Source organism: Methylobacterium endophyticum (assembly GCF_050591105.1).
In the GTDB taxonomy this organism is placed as follows: Bacteria; Pseudomonadota; Alphaproteobacteria; order Rhizobiales; family Beijerinckiaceae; genus Methylobacterium.
Window position 1 is genome coordinate 1 of sequence record NZ_JBNHES010000008.1, and the last position, 17,504, is coordinate 17,504.

10 protein-coding genes and 2 pseudogenes are annotated in these 17,504 nt (G+C 68.3%); 2 read left to right on the forward strand and 10 right to left on the reverse strand.

All coding sequences use genetic code 11. The features are described from left to right. Window positions 1-173: 173 nt before the first annotated feature. From ACP56T_RS10825 to ACP56T_RS10840, 4 genes and pseudogenes are all read right to left on the reverse strand, one after another. Window positions 174-1,463 carry an adenylate/guanylate cyclase domain-containing protein gene (locus tag ACP56T_RS10825; RefSeq protein WP_430912122.1) on the reverse strand — a complete coding sequence of 430 codons (1,290 nt, stop codon included), beginning with the start codon at window positions 1,461-1,463 and terminating at the stop codon, window positions 174-176. Window positions 1,464-1,830: 367 nt separating this feature from the next. Continuing rightward, the gene (locus ACP56T_RS10830; protein ID WP_430912123.1) at window positions 1,831-4,497 is read right to left on the reverse strand and encodes a heavy metal translocating P-type ATPase; all 2,667 of its coding nucleotides are present in this window, start codon (window positions 4,495-4,497) and stop codon (window positions 1,831-1,833) included. 226 nt (window positions 4,498-4,723) lie between these two features. Then, window positions 4,724-5,113, reverse strand: coding sequence for an ArsR/SmtB family transcription factor (locus tag ACP56T_RS10835; protein ID WP_430912124.1), 390 nt, complete (start codon window positions 5,111-5,113; stop codon window positions 4,724-4,726). A gap of 215 nt (window positions 5,114-5,328) precedes the next feature. Next, window positions 5,329-5,513, reverse strand: a pseudogene (locus tag ACP56T_RS10840) (IS5/IS1182 family transposase); the annotation flags it as partial. On the opposite strand from ACP56T_RS10840, the pseudogene ACP56T_RS10845 reads away from it, so the two are divergent. Next, window positions 5,483-5,763, forward strand: a pseudogene (locus ACP56T_RS10845) (ISL3 family transposase); the annotation flags it as partial. The pseudogenes ACP56T_RS10840 and ACP56T_RS10845 sit on opposite strands and share 31 nt — an antisense overlap. A gap of 78 nt (window positions 5,764-5,841) precedes the next feature. Here ACP56T_RS10845 and ACP56T_RS10850 read toward each other — a convergent pair. The 3 genes from ACP56T_RS10850 to ACP56T_RS10860 form a co-directional block, all read right to left on the reverse strand. Beyond that, window positions 5,842-8,829: an efflux RND transporter permease subunit gene (locus ACP56T_RS10850; RefSeq protein WP_430912279.1), complete on the reverse strand. Its 2,988-nt coding sequence runs from the start codon at window positions 8,827-8,829 to the stop codon at window positions 5,842-5,844. A 127-nt stretch (window positions 8,830-8,956) separates the two neighbouring features. Beyond that, entirely contained in the window at window positions 8,957-10,039 is a 1,083-nt protein-coding gene (locus tag ACP56T_RS10855) for an efflux RND transporter periplasmic adaptor subunit (RefSeq protein WP_430912125.1), read from the reverse strand. After that, window positions 10,036-11,145 (reverse strand): efflux RND transporter periplasmic adaptor subunit, encoded by a 1,110-nt coding sequence (locus ACP56T_RS10860; protein WP_430912126.1) that lies wholly within the window; start codon window positions 11,143-11,145, stop codon window positions 10,036-10,038. The genes ACP56T_RS10855 and ACP56T_RS10860 overlap by 4 nt, the downstream gene beginning before the upstream one ends. Before the next feature lie 1,325 nt (window positions 11,146-12,470). Here ACP56T_RS10860 and ACP56T_RS10865 point away from each other — a divergent pair. Beyond that, window positions 12,471-12,761: a hypothetical protein gene (locus ACP56T_RS10865; protein ID WP_430912127.1), complete on the forward strand. Its 291-nt coding sequence runs from the start codon at window positions 12,471-12,473 to the stop codon at window positions 12,759-12,761. A gap of 79 nt (window positions 12,762-12,840) precedes the next feature. On the opposite strand, the gene ACP56T_RS10870 is transcribed toward ACP56T_RS10865, so the two are convergent. From ACP56T_RS10870 to ACP56T_RS10880, 3 genes are all read right to left on the reverse strand, one after another. Continuing rightward, entirely contained in the window at window positions 12,841-14,520 is a 1,680-nt protein-coding gene (locus ACP56T_RS10870; RefSeq protein WP_430912128.1) for a methyl-accepting chemotaxis protein, read from the reverse strand. 471 nt (window positions 14,521-14,991) lie between these two features. Beyond that, window positions 14,992-15,888, reverse strand: coding sequence for a GGDEF domain-containing response regulator (locus ACP56T_RS10875; RefSeq protein ID WP_430912129.1), 897 nt, complete (start codon window positions 15,886-15,888; stop codon window positions 14,992-14,994). Between the two features lie 12 nt (window positions 15,889-15,900). Next, window positions 15,901-17,502, reverse strand: coding sequence for a GGDEF domain-containing protein (locus ACP56T_RS10880; protein ID WP_430912130.1), 1,602 nt, complete (start codon window positions 17,500-17,502; stop codon window positions 15,901-15,903). Window positions 17,503-17,504 lie beyond the last annotated feature (2 nt).

A 17,504-nucleotide genomic window follows, 5' to 3' on the forward strand; every position in this document is an offset into this window, starting at 1 on the left:
CGGACGATGTTGGTAGGTGTCTCCATGGCGTATCGCTCTCGCTGAGAGGTTCTGGCAGGCTTCGACACCCGCCTCGATACGCCGCCTTCAACACACCGTCGTCACCCAATCTCCCGCATAGCTCCGCTGCCCGCCCCGAAGGCCTGATCCGGTATCAGCCGACATAGCCGGCCTTAGGCCGGCTGCTGGCCGACAGAAGGATCCGGAAACGGCTTCCGACGAAGGGTCAGGATTTCGGGCAGGCGGCCCTGTTGCGACTGTGGAACGAGCCGCGCGCTTTCCCATCGCAGAACCACGGACGGCGAGAGGGAGGAGACGACATCGAGCGAGGCGACGATGTCGGCCCCCGCGCTCTTCGCCCTGCGTTCGATCCGCGAGAGGTCGTTCATGCATGGTCCGAGCACGGTGAACTCGGCACGCCGGCCGTCGTCGAACACGCCGGCGAGCAAGTCCCCGGCATGTAGGCTCGCGATGACGCGCAGCTGCGGCAGCCCCCCGGCGACGCGGCGGCGGTTGAGCGCCTCCATCCCGGATGCGACCTCGTCCACCGCCGCGAGGGCGGCGTCGGCCTGGCTCGTCGCGTCTCCCGACAGGAACAGCGCCAGGACACCGTCACCCATGTACTTGTCGACGATTCCGCCCGCGCTCGTCACGGCATCGTGGACGATGCCGCGCATGTCGAGGAGCCAGGACACGAAGACCTCCGCCGGATAGTCGCGCGCCATCGCGGAGGAGCCCCGGAGGTCGACCGCGAGAACGGTGGCGCGCCGCTCGTGGATCGCGTGGCCCGCGCCCCGCGTGACGAAATCGTCGACGCCGCCCGGAAGGAACCGGGCCAGGAGGACGCGCTCACGCCACGCCCGGAGCGTCGAGGTCGCGGATCGGCTCGTCCACCAAGCCGCGTAGAGCACGAAGCCCGCCGCCGCCGCGAACGGGATGAGCCGCAGCAATTCGCCCGCCATCGCCTGATGGGCTTGCGGCGCGTCAGACATCACGGCGAACGCCGCGACGGCGGCCCATCCCGAGAGGACGAGCATGCCGAACAGCGCGACCAGGCGCGGCCGCAGGCGCATGCCGGTCTGGATCAGGAAGAGGTAGGCCGGAAGCGCGGCGATCGAGTCGGTTGCGTGCGCGAGGGAGCCTGCAGGCTCAATGTGATCGGCGATGACATAGACCGCGACGGCCGCGTCGAAAGCCGTTGTGGCGACGGGCAAGGCCGTCGCCACGCGCTTGGATCGGGAATAGGTCCCGACCGCGGCCGCAATGGTCGCCGCCCCGTAGGCGAGGAGGACGATCCAGTGTCCCGCCCGGCCTTCATGTCCGTAATCGAGCAGCGCGGCGACCAGAAGAGCGGCGAGGATACCCAGCCGGACCGGTAGCGCTCTCCTGTCGAAGCCGCGCGCCAAGCCGCTGCTGAGATCGAGTTCCGGAAACGGGTTCTGCCCCGCATCCGGTATCTTCACGTGCCGGCCGTACGCACAAGAGTCCCGACCCGTACCGGCGGTGGCGGATGGCGCGAAGGCGCCTCCGGCCGCGGTCGGGCGCACACGCTTGGCCGGCAGCGCGCTGCGAACGACCTGCTCCGACGCCGACATCGGTCGCTTCCCCCTGCCTCGGGACGAGGCTGATCGTCGATGGGGATGCCCCTTCCCATCGTTGCAAGGTCAAGCGCGCCTTCTCTCGAACGCCACCGCTCACATCAGTCTCGCCATCGCACGGCCAGACCTCGATGAGAGGCTCATCGAGGTCTGGCATGACACCGGCGGCGACCGGCTCCGGACGCCCGCCTCCCGGGGTCGGGGTCCCTCCCGATCCGGGAGGCGGGGCCGATCAGTGGCTCTGGACCGAGACCAGCACCGGAGACGGCAGGCCCTCGTCGCGGTCGTCGTCCGTCGCCGCCGCGCCCTTGAAGCGCAGCAGCCGCAGCGCGTTCAGCGTGACGATCGCGGTCGCTCCCGTATCCGCCAGCACGGCGACCCAGAGGCCGGTGATGCCGAGTACGCTGGTGACGAGGAACAGACCCTTGAGCGCGAGCGCGAAGACGACGTTCTGGTGAATGTTCGCCATGGTGGCACGCGACAGCGCGACGAGATGGGCCACGTCGGTGACGCGGCTCTTCAGCAGCGCCGCATCCGCCGTCTCGATCGCGACATCCGTGCCGCCGCCCATGGCGATGCCGACATCCGCCGTCGCCAGCGCCGGCGCGTCGTTGATGCCGTCGCCGACCATGGCCACCTTGGCGCGCCGCTTCATCTCCTCGATCAGGCTCAGCTTGTCCTGGGGCAGGAGTTCGGCCTTCCACTCGATGCCGAGCGTACCCGCAATCGCCTGGGCGGTGCGGCGATTGTCGCCGGTCAGCATGACCGAGTGGATGCCCATCGCCTTGAGTTGGGCAACCGCCTCGCGCGCGTCCCGGCGGGGCTCGTCCCGCAACGCCAGCAGGCCGAGAACTTCGCGGGCCCGCTCATCGAAGAGAACCGCGACGGTCCTGCCCCCATCCTCCAGAGCCTCGATATGCCTGCGGTGTTCAGGCGACATATCGGCAGCCTGAGCCGCGTAGGCGGGCGACCCGACGGCCAGACGGCGGCCGGCGACCGTGGCATGCACCCCCTTGCCGGGCGTCGCGGAAGCGTCGGCGGCGGACGGGACGACGATGCCCGTGGATTCGGCCCGACCGACGATCGCCTTGGCGAGCGGATGGCTCGAGCCGGACTCGACGGCCGCGGCCAGGGCGATCACCTCGTTCTCGCCGCCGTCCGGGAAGGCGACGACGTCGGTCACGCGCGGCCTGCCCTCGGTCAGTGTGCCCGTCTTGTCGAACGCGACGGCACGCACCCGGCCGATGGTCTCGAGCGCATTGCCACCCTTGATCAGCAGGCCGCGGCGCGTTCCCACGGCAAGCCCCGAGGCGATGGCGGCCGGCGTCGACAGCACGAGCGCGCAGGGACAGGCGATCAGGAGCAGGGCGAGACCACGGTAGAGCCAAGCTCCCCAATCCCCGCCCATCGCCAGAGGCGGGACCGCCACGACCAGCACGGCGATGAGCATGACCGCCGGGGTGTAGTAGCGGCTGAACTGTTCGATGAACCGGGCGGTCGGTGCCTTGGAGGACTGCGCCTGCTCCACGAGTTGGATGATCCGCGCGATCGTGTTGTCGGCCGCGGTCTTCTCCACGCGCACCTGGAGGACGCCGTCGACGTTGATTGATCCCGCGAACACGCTCTCCCCGATGGACTTCGGCCGGGGCACGGACTCGCCGGTCACGGGCGACTCGTCGAGGCTCGACGTGCCCTGCACGATCATGCCGTCGGCGGGCACCCGGTCGCCCGGACGCACGAGGACGCGGTCGTCCACGCGAAGGACGGCCGCGGGAACGCTGCGCTGTCCGCCCTGCGCGTCGAGCAGGAGGGCGGTCTTTGGCACCAGCGAGGCCAGCGCCTTGATCCCGGCGCGGGCCCGGCCGGCCGCCACGCTCTCCAGGAGTTCGCCGACCGCGAACAGGAACACGACCGCGGCCGCCTCCTCGGCCTCGCCGATCACGAGGGCGCCGACCGAGGCCACGCACATCAGCGTCTCGATCGAGAACGGCGAGCCGGACATCGCCAGCGCGAAGGCCTTGCGCGCGAACGGCACGACGCCGGCGAGCACCGCCGCGGCGAAGATCCATTCGGCGTGAGCGGGAAAGAATTGCGCGATGCCGTAGGCCGCGCCCATCAGGACGCCGAGGCCGACGACGTGCTTGCCTTTCCGCGTCTGCCACCAGCGCTGGCTGCGCATGGCGGGCGCGGGCGCCGCTTCGGCCGCCGGGCCGGACGAGGCCGACAGATGCCGTGTGCTGGAGACGCCGAAGCCGAGGCTCCGGATCATCTTCTCGATGTCGCCGACCCGCGTGCCCGAGCCTTCGGCGAGCGTCAGTTCGAGCGTCTCGGTGGTGAAGTTCACCCGGACGTCGGAGACGCCCGCAATGCGCGCCAGCGCCGTCTCGATCTTCCCCACGCAGCTCGCGCAATCCATGCCCTCGACCCGCATCGAGACGTTCGGGGGGGATGCCGGGGGTACGCTCGGCCCCTTGCCATGCGCTGCGGCGCCGTGGCCATGATCGTGGCCGCCGCAAGCGTGGTCGGCGTGGTCGGCGTGGTCGTGCCCATGGTCATGCTCGTGGTCGCCGGAGCAGCCGGAATGCGCGTGTGCGTCATGAGAGGCGCGCGGGCCGGACGGTTGCGTCGCCGCCAATACAGCCGAGGCGGGCAATACATCGACGTCGAAGCCCAGGGATCGGATCTTTTTGGCGACGTCCTCCGCCGTCGTCTTGCCGGCGGGATCGCGGGAGAGGGAGAGCGTCTCCGAGGAGAATTTGACGCTCACGTTGGAGAGCCCCGCCATCCGCCCCAGCGCCGTCTCGATCTTTCCGACACAGCTCGCGCAGTCCATGCCTGCCACGCGGAAGCCGAGCCGTTCATCAGTCACCGAGGCCGTCCCTCTGAGTCCTGTGGTCATATCGATCTCCATGCTCGCCGTTTGACGCACGCGCGCATCCGAAGCGTCGCGCGGGTTTCAGGACGATCGATATCACGATTGAACACATATTCAAGTGTTTGCTTGAGTGCCCGGTCACCGCCTGCGCAGCGCCGGCTGCCTGGGTCAGCCTGAGGCAGGAAATTGACTCTAACTTATTGTTTATAAATCTATTTTACGATCCTACGCTTATTCCAACGGCAAGCGCTCAGTCGTCGGCTTGGTCCTCCGCGATGTGCGTGGCCATGTCCGACAACATCTGACTGACGTGCTGGTCGGCGATCTCGTAGAAGATCTGCTTCGAGTTGCGCACGCCCTTGACGAGGCGCGCCCCGCGAAGGAGCCGTAAGTGGTGGCTGACGAGGGACAGCGAGAGATCGAGCCGCTCCGCGATCTCGCCCACTGACATGGAATCCTGCAGACAGCACAGCAGGATCTTCAAGCGGGACGGGTCGCCCAGGAGGCGGAAGGTTTCCGCCAGGATGGTGATCTCGTTCGGCGCCAACATCGAGGGCTTGGCGACCTCGTGCGCGGCGCCAGCGTGCTCGACGACATCGCCCCGCACCGCCGGAGCGCTCTTCGGCTTGCGTGTGGTCACGGGTTGGAGACCAGTGCCGCGGTATGGCTTCGGTCGGCTTCGAGAATTGGCGTCCACATCGATGCTCCGGGTTCGACCTGTCAAAACACGAACGCTCTCGGAGGGAAAGAATGCATCCGAGCGTGACTGCGATCAGCCGTGATCGTGCCGAACCCTAACCGTCAATCAACGGGCAAGCCCCCGTTACCACGAACGCGACACGGCCGCCTCAAGGCGGCCGCTTCGTTCTCTGCGCCATGACACTCGCGGCGAAGGCGCTCGACCGGGGTACGTGAAGCGGCCATCCCGTCCGGCGTCTCGTCGCCACGCCGGTCCGCGCCTGGTGCCCCATCCTCAGCCTGTCCAGTTCACGCGCCCGGTCTAGCCACGCGTCGACCTCGGCGGCCAGTGCCGGCTCGGCGCACGCCCCGCAAATGGCTGTTGCGGACCGGATCGACGAACTCGGAGGTCGCCAGAGCAGAATCCGTCGCCTCTCCGAAGCAGTTGGCCTGGATTCTGGTGCAGCTTGCCACGACGCTGCAGCCCGCGCGACGGCCGACCTCGCTTGAATCCGGCAGGATACCGAGGCAGTTCGCGTCGCTTCTCCGGCGCGGCGGTTCACGATGCTGGTGCGCGCCTGCGGCCTGGACGGCGACCGACCGGCCGATCCTGGCGTCTTCGCAAAGCTCTGCGCGCCGACGCAGATGCCGGGAGTCTCGCGACCGGATATGGGCCAGGCTCCGGCGGCGTCACGCTGCCCGCCCCGGAGGTCTGATCCGGTACCAGCCGACATAGAGGGCCGGCAGGAAGAACAGCGTCAGGATGGTCGCGGCGAGGATGCCGCCGATCATCGCGTAGGCCATCGGCCCCCAGAACACCTCGCGGGCGATCGGGACGAGGCCGAGACTCGCCGCGGCCGCCGTGAGCAGGATCGGGCGCATGCGGTGGCGCGTCGCCTCCACAACCGCGTCCCAGGGCTCGAGGCCCTCCCCTTCCGATTCCTCGATCTGGCTGACCAGGATCAGCGCGTTGCGGATGATGATGCCGATCAGCGCCAGGATACCGAGGATCGCCACGAAGCCCATCGGCTTGTCGAACAGCAGCAGGGCCGGCACCACGCCGATCAGCCCGAGCGGGGCGACGGCGAAGACCAGGAACAGCTTCTGGAAGCTCTGGAGTTGCACCATCAGCAGCGTCGCCATGGCGAACAGCATCACCGGCACCACTGCCGCGATCGGTCCCTGGCCCTTGCCAGCCTCCTCGACGGCGCCGCCGGTGGCCAGCGTGTAGCCCTCGGGCAGGTCCTTCACGAAGGCGTCGATCCCGGGCTGGATCGCGGCGACGATCGTTGCCGGCTGCGTCGCATCCTTGATCGTGGCGCGCACGGTCAGGGTCGGCAGCCGATCGCGACGCCAGACGATCGGCTGCTCGAGATCGTACTTGATCTTGGCGAAGGCGAGCAGCGGCACGACCGAGCCGTTGGAAAGGGCCACTTGCAGGCTCTGCAGGGTATCGAGCGATTGCCGCTCGATGGCGCTGGCGCGGCTCACGACGTTCACGAGGTAGATCGAGTCGCGCACCTGCGTGATCGTCTGGCCGCCGACAACGTTGTTGAGGATGCCGGCGATGTCCTGGCTCGTCACGCCGAGCTGGCGCGCCTTGTCCTGCAGGATCTCGACGCGCAGCACCTTGCCGGGCTCGTTCCAGTCGAAGGTCGGCACGACGACGTGCTTGTCCTGTGCGACCACGTCGGCGAGCTTGAGGCCGAGGCGGCGCACCTCCTGGATGTTCGGCCCGCTCAGCCGGTACTGGATCGGCCGCCCGACCGGCGGACCGAGGGTCAGGGGTTCCACCATCACGTCGGTGCCGACGAATTCGCGGCGCGCGACGGTCCGCAGGCGCCCGATGACCTTGTCCCGCGCCTCGAGCGACTTGGTCACGATCACGATCTGTCCGAAGAACGCGTTCACGAGTTGCTGGTCGAGCGGCAGGTAGAAGCGCACCGCGCCCTGGCCGACATAGGAGGACCAGCGCTCGATGTCGGGATCGCCCTTGAGCGCGCCCTCGAACTGCTCGACCTGGCTCCTGGTCTCGGCGATGGTGGCGTTCTGCGGCAGGGTCAGGTCGACGAGGAGTTCGGCCCTATCGGAGGACGGGAAGAACTGCTGCTGGACGTGGCCCATGCCGACGAAGGCGGCGGCGAGCAGGGCGACGGTGAGCGCCACGGTCGTCCACCGGAAGCGCATCGCGACCGTGAGGATCGCGAGGAAGGTGCGGGTGAGGATCCCGTGCTTCCCGGCATGCTGCTTCATCGTCTTCGGCAGGAGCGCCACCCCGAGCAGAGGCGCGAACAGGACGGCGACGACCCAGGAGACGAGGAGCGAGGCGGCGATCACCACGAAGAGCGAGAACGTGTACTCGCCCGCCGCCGAGCCGTTGAAGCCGATCGGCAGGAAGCCCGCCACGGTGACGAGCGTGCCCGTCAGCATCGGAAAGGCGGTCGAGGTGTAGGCGAAGGTCGCGGCCTTCTTGAGGTTGTCGCCGAGTTCGAGACGGGCGACCATCATCTCGACGGTGATCATCGCGTCGTCGACGAGGAGGCCGAGCGCGATGACCAGCGCGCCGAGCGAGATGCGCTGGAGCGTCATGCCCATCGTCTGCATCACCACGAACACGATCGCGAGCACGAGCGGGATCGAGACGGCCACGACGAGGCCCGCGCGCAGGCCGAGGCTGACGAAGCTGACGACGAGCACGATCACCACGGCCTCGACCAGCGCCTTGGTGAAGCTGCCGACTGCCTCCTCGACCACCTTGGGCTGATCCGAGACGAGGTGGATGCCGACGCCGATCGGGAGCCTGCCCTCGATCGTCCGCATCCGCTCCTTCAGGTCCTCGCCGAAATGCAGCAGGTTGGCGTTCGGGCGCATGGCGATGGCGAGCCCGATGGCCGGCTGCCCGTTCACCCGGAACATCGGCGCGGGCGGATCCTCGTAGCCGCGCGCGATCTCGGCCACGTCCGCGAGCCGGAAGAAGCGGTCGTTGAAGCGCAGGTTGACGTCGCGCAGCGCGTCTTCCGAGGCGAACTGGCCGCTGACGCGCAGGCTGACCCGCTCCGGCCCGGCCTGGACCACGCCCGAGGCGGTGACCGCGTTCTGCGCCTGGATGGCCTTGACGAGCGCCTGAATGTCGATGCCGAAGCCGGCGAGCTTGCGCGTCGAGAAGTCGAGGTTGATCGTCTCGCCCTGCACACCGAGGAGTTGGGTCTTGCCGATGTTGGGCACCTTCAGGATCTCGGTACGCACGTCCTCGACGTAGTCGCGCAACTGGCGGTGGGTCAGCCCGTCGGCGGTGAAGGCATAGACGTTGCCGTAGACGTCGCCGAACTCGTCGTTGAAGCCGGGACCTTGGACGCCCTCGGGAAAGGTGTTCTTGATATCGCCGAGCCGCTTGCGGACCTGGTAGAAGGCCGGCTGGATCTCGGTCGGCTTCGTGGTGTCGCGGAACTGCACGAAGACGGTCGTCTGCCCCGGCGTGGTGTAGCTCTTGACGTAGTCGAGGCCGGCGACCTGCTGGACCTCCTTCTCGATCCGGTCGGTGACCTGTTCGAGCGTGTCCTTGATCGTCGCACCGGGCCAGCTCGCCTGTACGACCATCGTCTTGATCGCGAAGGGCGGGTCCTCCTCGCGGCCGAGGCCGCGATAGGCCATCACGCCCGCGGCGAGGCTGACCAGCATCAGGAACCACACGAAGGAGCGATGGCCGAGCGCCCAGTCGGAGAGGTTGAATCCTCCCGCGGGCGCGGCATGGCCGGATGCGCCGTGGTCCTCGACGGCGTCTCGGTCGGGCTGCGAATGCACGGGCTCAGATCCTTCCATCGGCGACGCGGACGGCTTGGCCGTCCTGCAGCGAATGCGCGCCGGCGACGACGACCCGGTCGCCCTCGGACAAGCCCTCGCGGATCGCGACCCGGCCGGGCTTGCGCTCCGCGAGGACGACGTCGCGCCGCTCGACGGTGTTCTTGCCCGCGGGCACGATCCACACGGAGGTGCGGCCATCCGCTTCGAGAAGCGCGGTCGCGGGCAGGAGGAAGCGCCGTTCGGTGCGCTGCTCGAGCGAGACCGTGATCGTCGTACCGAGCCGGAACACGGGCGGCGGAGCCTCGAGCGTCATGCGGATGCGGCGGGTTCGCGTGCTCCGGTCGGCGAAGGGGGCGACCTCGCGCACGCGGCCCCTGGCCGTGATCTCGGGCGCGCTCTGGAGGGAGACCGTGAAGACCCGGTCCCGTGGCATAGCGCCGACGAGATCCTCCGGAATGTCGACCACCGCCTCGCGGATCTCGGGCCGGGCGACCGTCATCACGCCCTGGCCCGCCGTGAGAACCTGCCCGACCTCGGCGAGGCGCTGGGTGACGACGCCGTCGAAATCCGCCAGCAGGGTGGTGTAGCGGATCTGATCCTGCGCCTTCTGGAGGCTTGCGGTCGCCTGCGCGAGCCGTGCCTGGGCGGTGTCGCGGTTGGCGACCGACGTATCGAGTTGGGCCTGGCTGACGTTGTTGCCTTCCATGAGGCGGCGCATGCGCGCCTCGGTGGCCGTCGCGTTCTCGGCCTGCGCGCGCGCGTCGGCGACGTCGGCCTCGGCGCGGGTGAGCGCGAAGCGCGGCACCACCGGGTCGAGCGCGGCGAGACGCTGGCCTTTCCTCACGACGTCGCCCACGGTGACGTCCCGTGCGACGACGCGCCCGCCGATCTGGAAGCCGAGTTGCGACTGGTAGCGCGGCTCGACCGTGCCGGCGAAGGGGCCGAACGGCACCGCCTCGGTCGGTTTGACGATCGTGTACAGGACCGGACGGATAGGCGGCGCCGGCTGTTCCTCGGCCGGCTTGCACGCGCCGAGCATGGCGACGACGAGGGTCGCAGTGGCGCCGTGGGCGAGCGAGCGTCTCATGGCGCGGACCGCCCGGCGCCCGACCCGGCAACCACGACGCGTTGCCCGGGACGCAGGAACTGGATGCCGGCGCTCACGACCGACTCGCCGGGCTCGATGCCGCCCGACAGCGCGATCGTGTCGGCGCCATAGCGGTCGATGGTCACGGTGCGCGGCGCGACCGCGCCCGTCTTCGGATCGTAGATCCAGACCGCCGGTCCGTCGTCCCAGCGGTAGAGGGCGGACCAGGGAAGGACGACGGCCTCGTTCGCCTTGAACCTGCCTCGCCCGATCACGACCGAGCCCAGGGTCATGGCGGCTGGCGTGCCCTCCAGACCGAACTTGACGCGCACGGTGCCGGAAGCGGGATCGACGGTCGGCGCCACCTCGCGCAGGTTGCCGCGGGTCGCGACCTTTGCGTCGGACTGGAGCCAGACATCGATCGCGACGCGTTGATCGTCGCCGCCGGCCGTCAGCGCCTCGTACACGTTGAACACGGCGTCGCGCGGACCGTCCTGCGCCAGGACCAGAACGGTCTGACCGGCCTGGACGACCTGTCCCGTCTCGAAGTCGCGGCTCAGCAGGATGCCGGCCACGCCGGCGCGCAGTTCCGTGTAGGAGAACTGCTCCTGCGCCGACCCGAGCGCGGCTTTCGCCGAATCGACCGCGGCCTGCGTCGTGCGCAACTGCTGCTCGGCATTGTCGTAGGCCGGGCGCGTCGTGTATCCGCCCGAGAGCAACTGTTCCTGGCGTCTGAAGGCGACCTTGGCCTGCGCGAGCAGCGCCTCGGCGGAGGTGAGCACCGCGCGTGCGTTGTCGAGGTTCGCTTTCTGCTCCTGCGGATCGAGCCGCGCCAGGACCTGATCGGCGGCAACGTGATCGCCGACCTCGACGAGCCGGCTCGCAACCTTGCCGCTGGTACGGAAAGCGACGTTGGTCTGTGCCTGCGCCTGTACGTCGCCAGTGAGGACGATGTCGGTCACCATCGCGGTGCGGCGCACCTCGAGCACGCGCACGCGCGCCACCGAAGGATCGTCCTCCTCTCCGGAGGAAGCAGGGTTGGCACCGGCGGGCGAGGCCGCCAGCGCGAGAGTCACGCAGAAAGCGATGTACCGTGACGCCGCCATCGGTCCGTCTTCGTCTCCACGGCCTCGGATCGAGGCCGTCCGACGGCAGCGATGCCCCTTACCACCGTTGGAAGGTCAAGCGTTGTGATTCGACCGCAGCTCCGGACCGTGCCCTGGGCTCGCTCGTTCGGCACGCCCGGTTTGCCTGCCCAGCTTCGTGCTGCCCCCCCCCGAACTTGGACGAGCGACAAACCGTGAAGCGGGGGTCGGCATCGCACCGCGGTCACCGCATGGTGGGCAAGCAGATCCCTCTGGTTACCGGAGAAAGAACAGCCAGGGTTCTGGAGCCGATAGGATTTCGTAATCACCGGGCATCAAGGGCGAGCCACCCGAATGCTGCGCGCGGAAATCATCATGGCATATATGCATGTTTATGCCGACAAAGACGATCAAGTGAAATATACTTCGTTTTAATCAACGAATTCTGTCGTTTGTGGCAAATCTCACGGCTTCGTGAACTTTCGGACGTGGGACAAGGTCAGAGACTGAGTATGGTGGGATGTCGCTCCACATGATGCCCACGCACCGTTTGCGACGCGACGCACAGAAATCGAGCTCTCAAAAGGATAGTCCTGAATGGAATTAAAGCCCTTTTCCTATGCTATGATCTTTGCTTTTGCTTGTGGTGTCTTTATCACGCTGTATGGATCAGCACAGGTTCTCATGGGCCAATGAATTTAAACCATATGAGCATTTCATTCCGCGGGCTCGGAGCGCCCTCCGTCGAAGCGGATGCCGGTTCGGTGGAAAGATCACGCTAAAGTCGATGGTTCAGGGCCGTTCCCCATCGAAATGTGGTCGGGACCGGCTCCAGTAGCCGCAGACTCGGCGGCCCCTTCCGAAGTGAGCCGACCAGGAAAAAGCCCGCCGCGGCTGGGCCGGGCGGGCGGCATTCAGACGACGATCGCCGAGCAGAGGTGAGCGCGACGCGACGAGCATGTGTCCCGCCTCGGGAACCGAGGCGTGCGTCTTCGGCGAAGCACGCCTTGCAGAACGCGGATTGGGGAAGGCCCTGCCGCACCCGGCAAGACCGTGGTTTCAAGATCCTCCGGGCGTCGAAGTCGGGAGGAGCGGCGTGCAAGTGACCGATCCGAACGCATCTCAAATCTCGAATTATTGTGGCGAGCTGTGGAGTCGTAGCATTTCGCGCAATATCGCATCACAACGTGCGAATATTGTATGCAACAAGGATTTCCTGCAAGTTATCTCATATGCGAGGCGGCATTGCGGCTTACAAATCCGGCACATTCACTAGTTCAGGGCTGGCCTCCGAGAGATGGACCTTCAATAAGACGATCTGCTGACTTTACGGACTCGGCCTGAGAATGAATGCGGGCGCTCGTCGCGGTGAATCGACCCTGAGGATCTGCGATCTGGCCGACGGCATGGAGGCCGCGCTGGACCGGCTCCGGTTCGTCAACGCCCATCTGGAGCGCACCGGGCGCACCGCCGAGGTCACGCCAGGTCTGCTTCGACTTCTCGGCTGCATCGAGCACGTCGAGACAATTATCGACCGTGAGCTAGCGGAAGCAATCATCGCCGCCGCCATCGCGGATCTCCGGGAGGCGATGGACGCTGCCGTGGAGGAGATCGGCGCGTCCCTCAGTACGCCGTGATCATGCCTCCCTCCCTAACGCTCCGCTTCGCCGAGGGCGGGCGGCCGTTCTGGCCGCCCGCCCTCACGCGCCCGAGCCGCTACGCTGCCCGCACCGTCGCCAGGAACCGCCTGACCTCGCCCGAAAGGTGCTCGGATTGCCGCGACAGCTCGGAGGCCGAGGCGAGCACCTGATCCGCCGCCGCGCCGGTCTCCTGCGCGGCACCGGCAACGCCGGCGATGATCGCCGTCACCTCACCCGTCCCGGCGGCAGCCTGCGCCACGTTGCGTGCGATCTCCTGCGTCGCCGCGCCCTGCTCCTCGACGGCCGTCGCGATCATCGTCGCCATGGACGAGATCTCGTGGATGCGCGCCCCGATCCCCTCGATTGCCGAGACGGCGTGGCCGGTGGCCCCCTGGATGCGTTCGACCTGGGCCGCGATCTCTCCGGTGGCCCGCGCGGTCTGGTCGGCCAGGGCCTTGACCTCGGCTGCCACCACCGCGAAACCCTTGCCCGCCGCGCCCGCCCGCGCCGCCTCGATCGTGGCGTTGAGCGCGAGCAGGTTGGTCTGGCCGGCAACCGTCGAGATCATGCCCACCACCTCGCCGATCTTGGATGCCGAAGCGGACAGCTCCTGCACCAGCGCGACCGTTTGGCCGGCCTCGGCCACCGCGGTTCGGGCGAGGTCCGTCGAGCCCTGCACCTGCCGGCCAATCTCTTGCACCGAACTGCCGAGTTCCTCCGCTGCGGCGGCCACCATCCCGACATTGCCCGCCGCTTCCTCGGCCGCCTGGGCGACCGTCGCCGACTGCCCTGTGGTTCGGGTCGCCGTGGCGGTCATGCTCCGGGCCGTGGCCTCCAGTTCGGTCGACGCGGCCGCCACCAAGCCGACGATCCCACCGACCGCCTGCTCGAAGCCCTCGGCCATCTCCTGCATCGTGCGCCTGCGCTGCTCCTCGGCCGAGGCGCGCGCCAGGGCGGTCTCCTCCTCGAGCCGGCGTGTGCGGACCATGTTGTCCTTGAACACACCGACGGCATCGGCCATCGCGCCGATCTCGCTACGCTCGCCAATATGGGGCACCGCCACCGCCGTGTCGCCGGCCGAAAGGCGGTGCATGACGGCGGACATCTGCCGGACGGGGGCGGAGATCGTGGCGGCGCACATCCAGCCGATGCCGGCGATCAGCGCTGCCACGACGGCGATGACGACGACGACCGCGTAGCGTGCATCCGCCCCGAGGGTCACGGCGTCCCGGGCCATCCGGGTGCCGAGGGCGTCGTTGAAGTCGAGCTCGGCCTTGATCGCCGAGCGCGCTGCGTTGAGGGCGGGCAGCATGCCATCGAGCAGCCAAGCCTTGCCGGCCGCTTCGTCGCCCGCGCCCAGCTTGGTCAGGAACTCCTCGCCCATGCTCGCGTAACCCAGCACGCCGCCTTGCGTGGCCTGCCAGAGCGCCTCCTCGCCGGCGCTGACGAGGCCCTTGTAGGCGTCCAGATCCTTCCGGATCTCCACGGTGATCTCGCGCAACCGCGTCAGGGATTGCGTCCGGCGCGCGTCACCGGATACCAGATAGGCGAGTTGCCGGCTGCGCAGGGCCTCGAAATTCGCCGCGAGGCGTCCGAGGATGCGCGTCGACGGAAGGGCCTCTTCGGCGAGGCCGCTGCTCGCCCGGCTCAATGCGTCGAGCTTCAGGTAGGAGAAGGCCCCGAGCCCGCAGACGAGGCCGAAGAGGAGGATCAGGGCGCCGATCAGGCGCGCGCGGATGCTGATGTTTGCGAGCATGACTCTGAATACCACTCGGTTTGTGGATATATAGTGCCGTCTCCGGTTGATCTCTTCGGGGTGGCAGGACAGGATTTCCCCTGGCGCCGCGCGGGTTTGTCGATATCATTCCCGTTTCGATCAGGCGGAAAGCTGTAAACCATAAATATTAAATAAATACGCACCTGCGGTGTTTGCTTTGATCCTGAAGAATATTTTTTCAGGATAGTTTTCTATCAAAATTTCAGGTTGCACCGACGCTGCGCATCATTCCAATCCCGCTCGCAAAGAGCACCAGATCGGATGTAGAAGCTCGTGGCGCTTCAACTGCCGAACTCCGTCCGGAGCGCGGTGTCCGTCATCGCGTCCACGACGACCGGGCGAAACACGACTGCGACACCTACGGCGATCCGCACCGTTCTGGCATTTGGACGATGACGGCGTTTCCGAACCCTGGCCGAGCGTCCGGTCTTGCGCCCGCCCTGACGCAGTTCAGCCGACGACTTCCGTCCGCAGGGCGCTGCTGGTCATCGCCACGCGGTTCCGTCCGCCCCGCTTGGCCGCGTACAGCGCCAGGTCGGCCCGCTTGAGCAGGCTGTCGACGCTGTCACCCGCCGACCACTCGCTCAGCCCAATGCTCGCCGTGAAGCGAAGATCCGGCTGCCCCGGCACCGCCGTTACCGCGCACCGGCTGCGGATGCGATGGGCGACCACGGCCGCCCCGCCCAGGCCATGCCCGGGCATCAGCACTGCGAACTCCTCTCCACCGAGCCGTCCCGTCACCGCACCGGTCTCCCGCAGCACCTGTGCCACGCAGCGGATCACGCAGTCGCCGACATCGTGGCCGAACCGGTCGTTGATCGACTTGAAGTGGTCGATGTCGATCTGCAGCATCGTCAGCGGAGCCGCGGCCGAGGCATTGGCCAGCGCGATCCCGGCCTGTCGCATCAGCGCACCGCGGTTGAGCAGTTGCGTCAGGTGGTCGGTGTCGGCTTGCCGGATGAGCGCCTGCTGCAGCGTGAGCACCCGCTCGGCCGAGCGCAGGCGGCCGTGAAGCTCCTGGGCACTTGGCGGCTTCATCAGGAAATCGTCCGCGCCGCTGTCGAGTACCTCGCTGAGCGGCCGGTCGTCGCGCGCGGAGGACATCACCAGGATGGTGAGCGGGCGCCGGTCGTCGGCGAGCGCCCGCAGTGACCAGCACAGCTCCAGGCCGCAGATCGGCTGGACCTCCAGGCTCGTGAGGACGCAGGTCACCGAAGGGTCGGCCTCGACATGGGCCAGCGCAGCGGTCGAGTCCCCAAACGCCACGACGCTGTGGCCGCCGGCCTCCAGCATGCCGGAGACGGTCCTGCGGATGACGCGGCTCGGATCGATCAGGGCGACGTGCATGGCCGGGGTTCTTCAGGCTTCGAGGAGGCCCGGCGCCGGGCGGGCAGTGCTTGGGCGGCGATGGTCTTCGGGGCGCGGGGCGGGTCGGGCCGCGCTCGGGCCGGTGACGCCCATGACCGCGTAGCAGGTCCGGTTGCGGCCCGCCGCCTTGGCCTCGTAGAGGACGGCGTCGGCCAGGCCGAGCAGGTCAGCCGGCGCGCCGGTCCGGCCGGGCAGGCCGAAGGCGAGGCCGATGCTCACGGTGATCGGGCCGACCCCGACGCCCTCCGCCTCGACGGCAAGCTCGGCGACCGCCTCGTGCACCGCCTCGGCGACGCGGGCCGCGCCCTCGGCATCAGTGTCGGCTAGGAGCACGGCGAACTCCTCGCCCCCGATCCGCGCCACGCAGTCGCCCGGCCGACGCGCGCCCGAGGCGAGGGCCCGGGCCAGCCCCTGCAGTACCCGGTCGCCGACGGCGTGCCCGTAGCGGTCGTTGTAGCGCTTGAAGTGGTCGGCATCGACCACGAGCAGAGCGACCGGGCCGGCGCGTCGGCGCGCCTCGGCCCAGACCCGCCCGGACGCCGTCTCGAAGGCGCGGCGGTTGGCTAGGCCCGTGAGGGCGTCGGTCTGCGAGAGATGCGCCAGTTCGGCCTCCGCGGCGGCGCGGCGCCGGAGTTCCCACCCGACCAGGAGCGAGAGCCCGACCGTCAGCCCGCAGAGCACCAGCACGAGCAGCCCGATCACCAGGGCCTTGGCGCGCCACTCGGCCTCGATCTCGCGGGTGGAGAGGGCGACCGTCAGGTAGAGCGGCAGGTCGCCGACCCGGGTGAAGGTGTAGAGGCGCTCGATCTTGTCGCTCGGGGTGATGCCGACGAAGCTGCCCCGGCCCTCGCGCCGGAAGCGCTGGACGTTGGCCGAGTCGGCGAAGTTCGGGGCGAGCTCGGGATTGGGCTCGGGATGGCGCACGATGCGCGTGCCGTCGTCGAGGAACAGGGCGATCGTGCCCTTGCGCCCAAGCTTGATCCGGTCGAACAGGCGGTCAAAGTAGGCGAGCGACAGGCTGCCGAGCACGATCCCGCTGAAGGCGCCGCCGGGCCTGCCGATCCGCCGGCTGAGCACGATGACCGGCTGGGCTGTGTGCTGCGAGATCAGCGGCCGGCTGATGTGGAGACCGAGGCTCGGGTCGGCCTTGTGGGCCCGGAAGTAGGCGCGATCCGCGTTATTGAGGCGCCGCGCCGGCCAGCCGGCGGCGTCGTAGATGCTGTTGCCGTGCTCGTCGAGCACCAGCATCACGCCGAGGTCCTTGGCGTTGACGGCGCGGTCGAACAGGACGCGCTGGCGGTACTTCGGGCGGATCTCCTCCAGATCGGTCAGTTCGAGGTTCTCGACGGCGCTCTTGAGCGCCAGGTCGATGATCTCGACGTTGCGGTCGATGTCGCGCTCGATCACCTGGAGCAGGTTCTGCGCGGTCTGCTCGGCCTTGTCCCAGGCGTCCTGGCGCAGATCGAGCAGCATCGCGGAGCAGACGGCGACCATGCCCAGCGGCGCCAGGATGCCGAGCCCGATCCAGGCCCGGGTCGAGCGCGGCCGGAAGCGGCGGCGTACCGGGCTTCGGTGGTCTGCGGCGGCGCTCATGC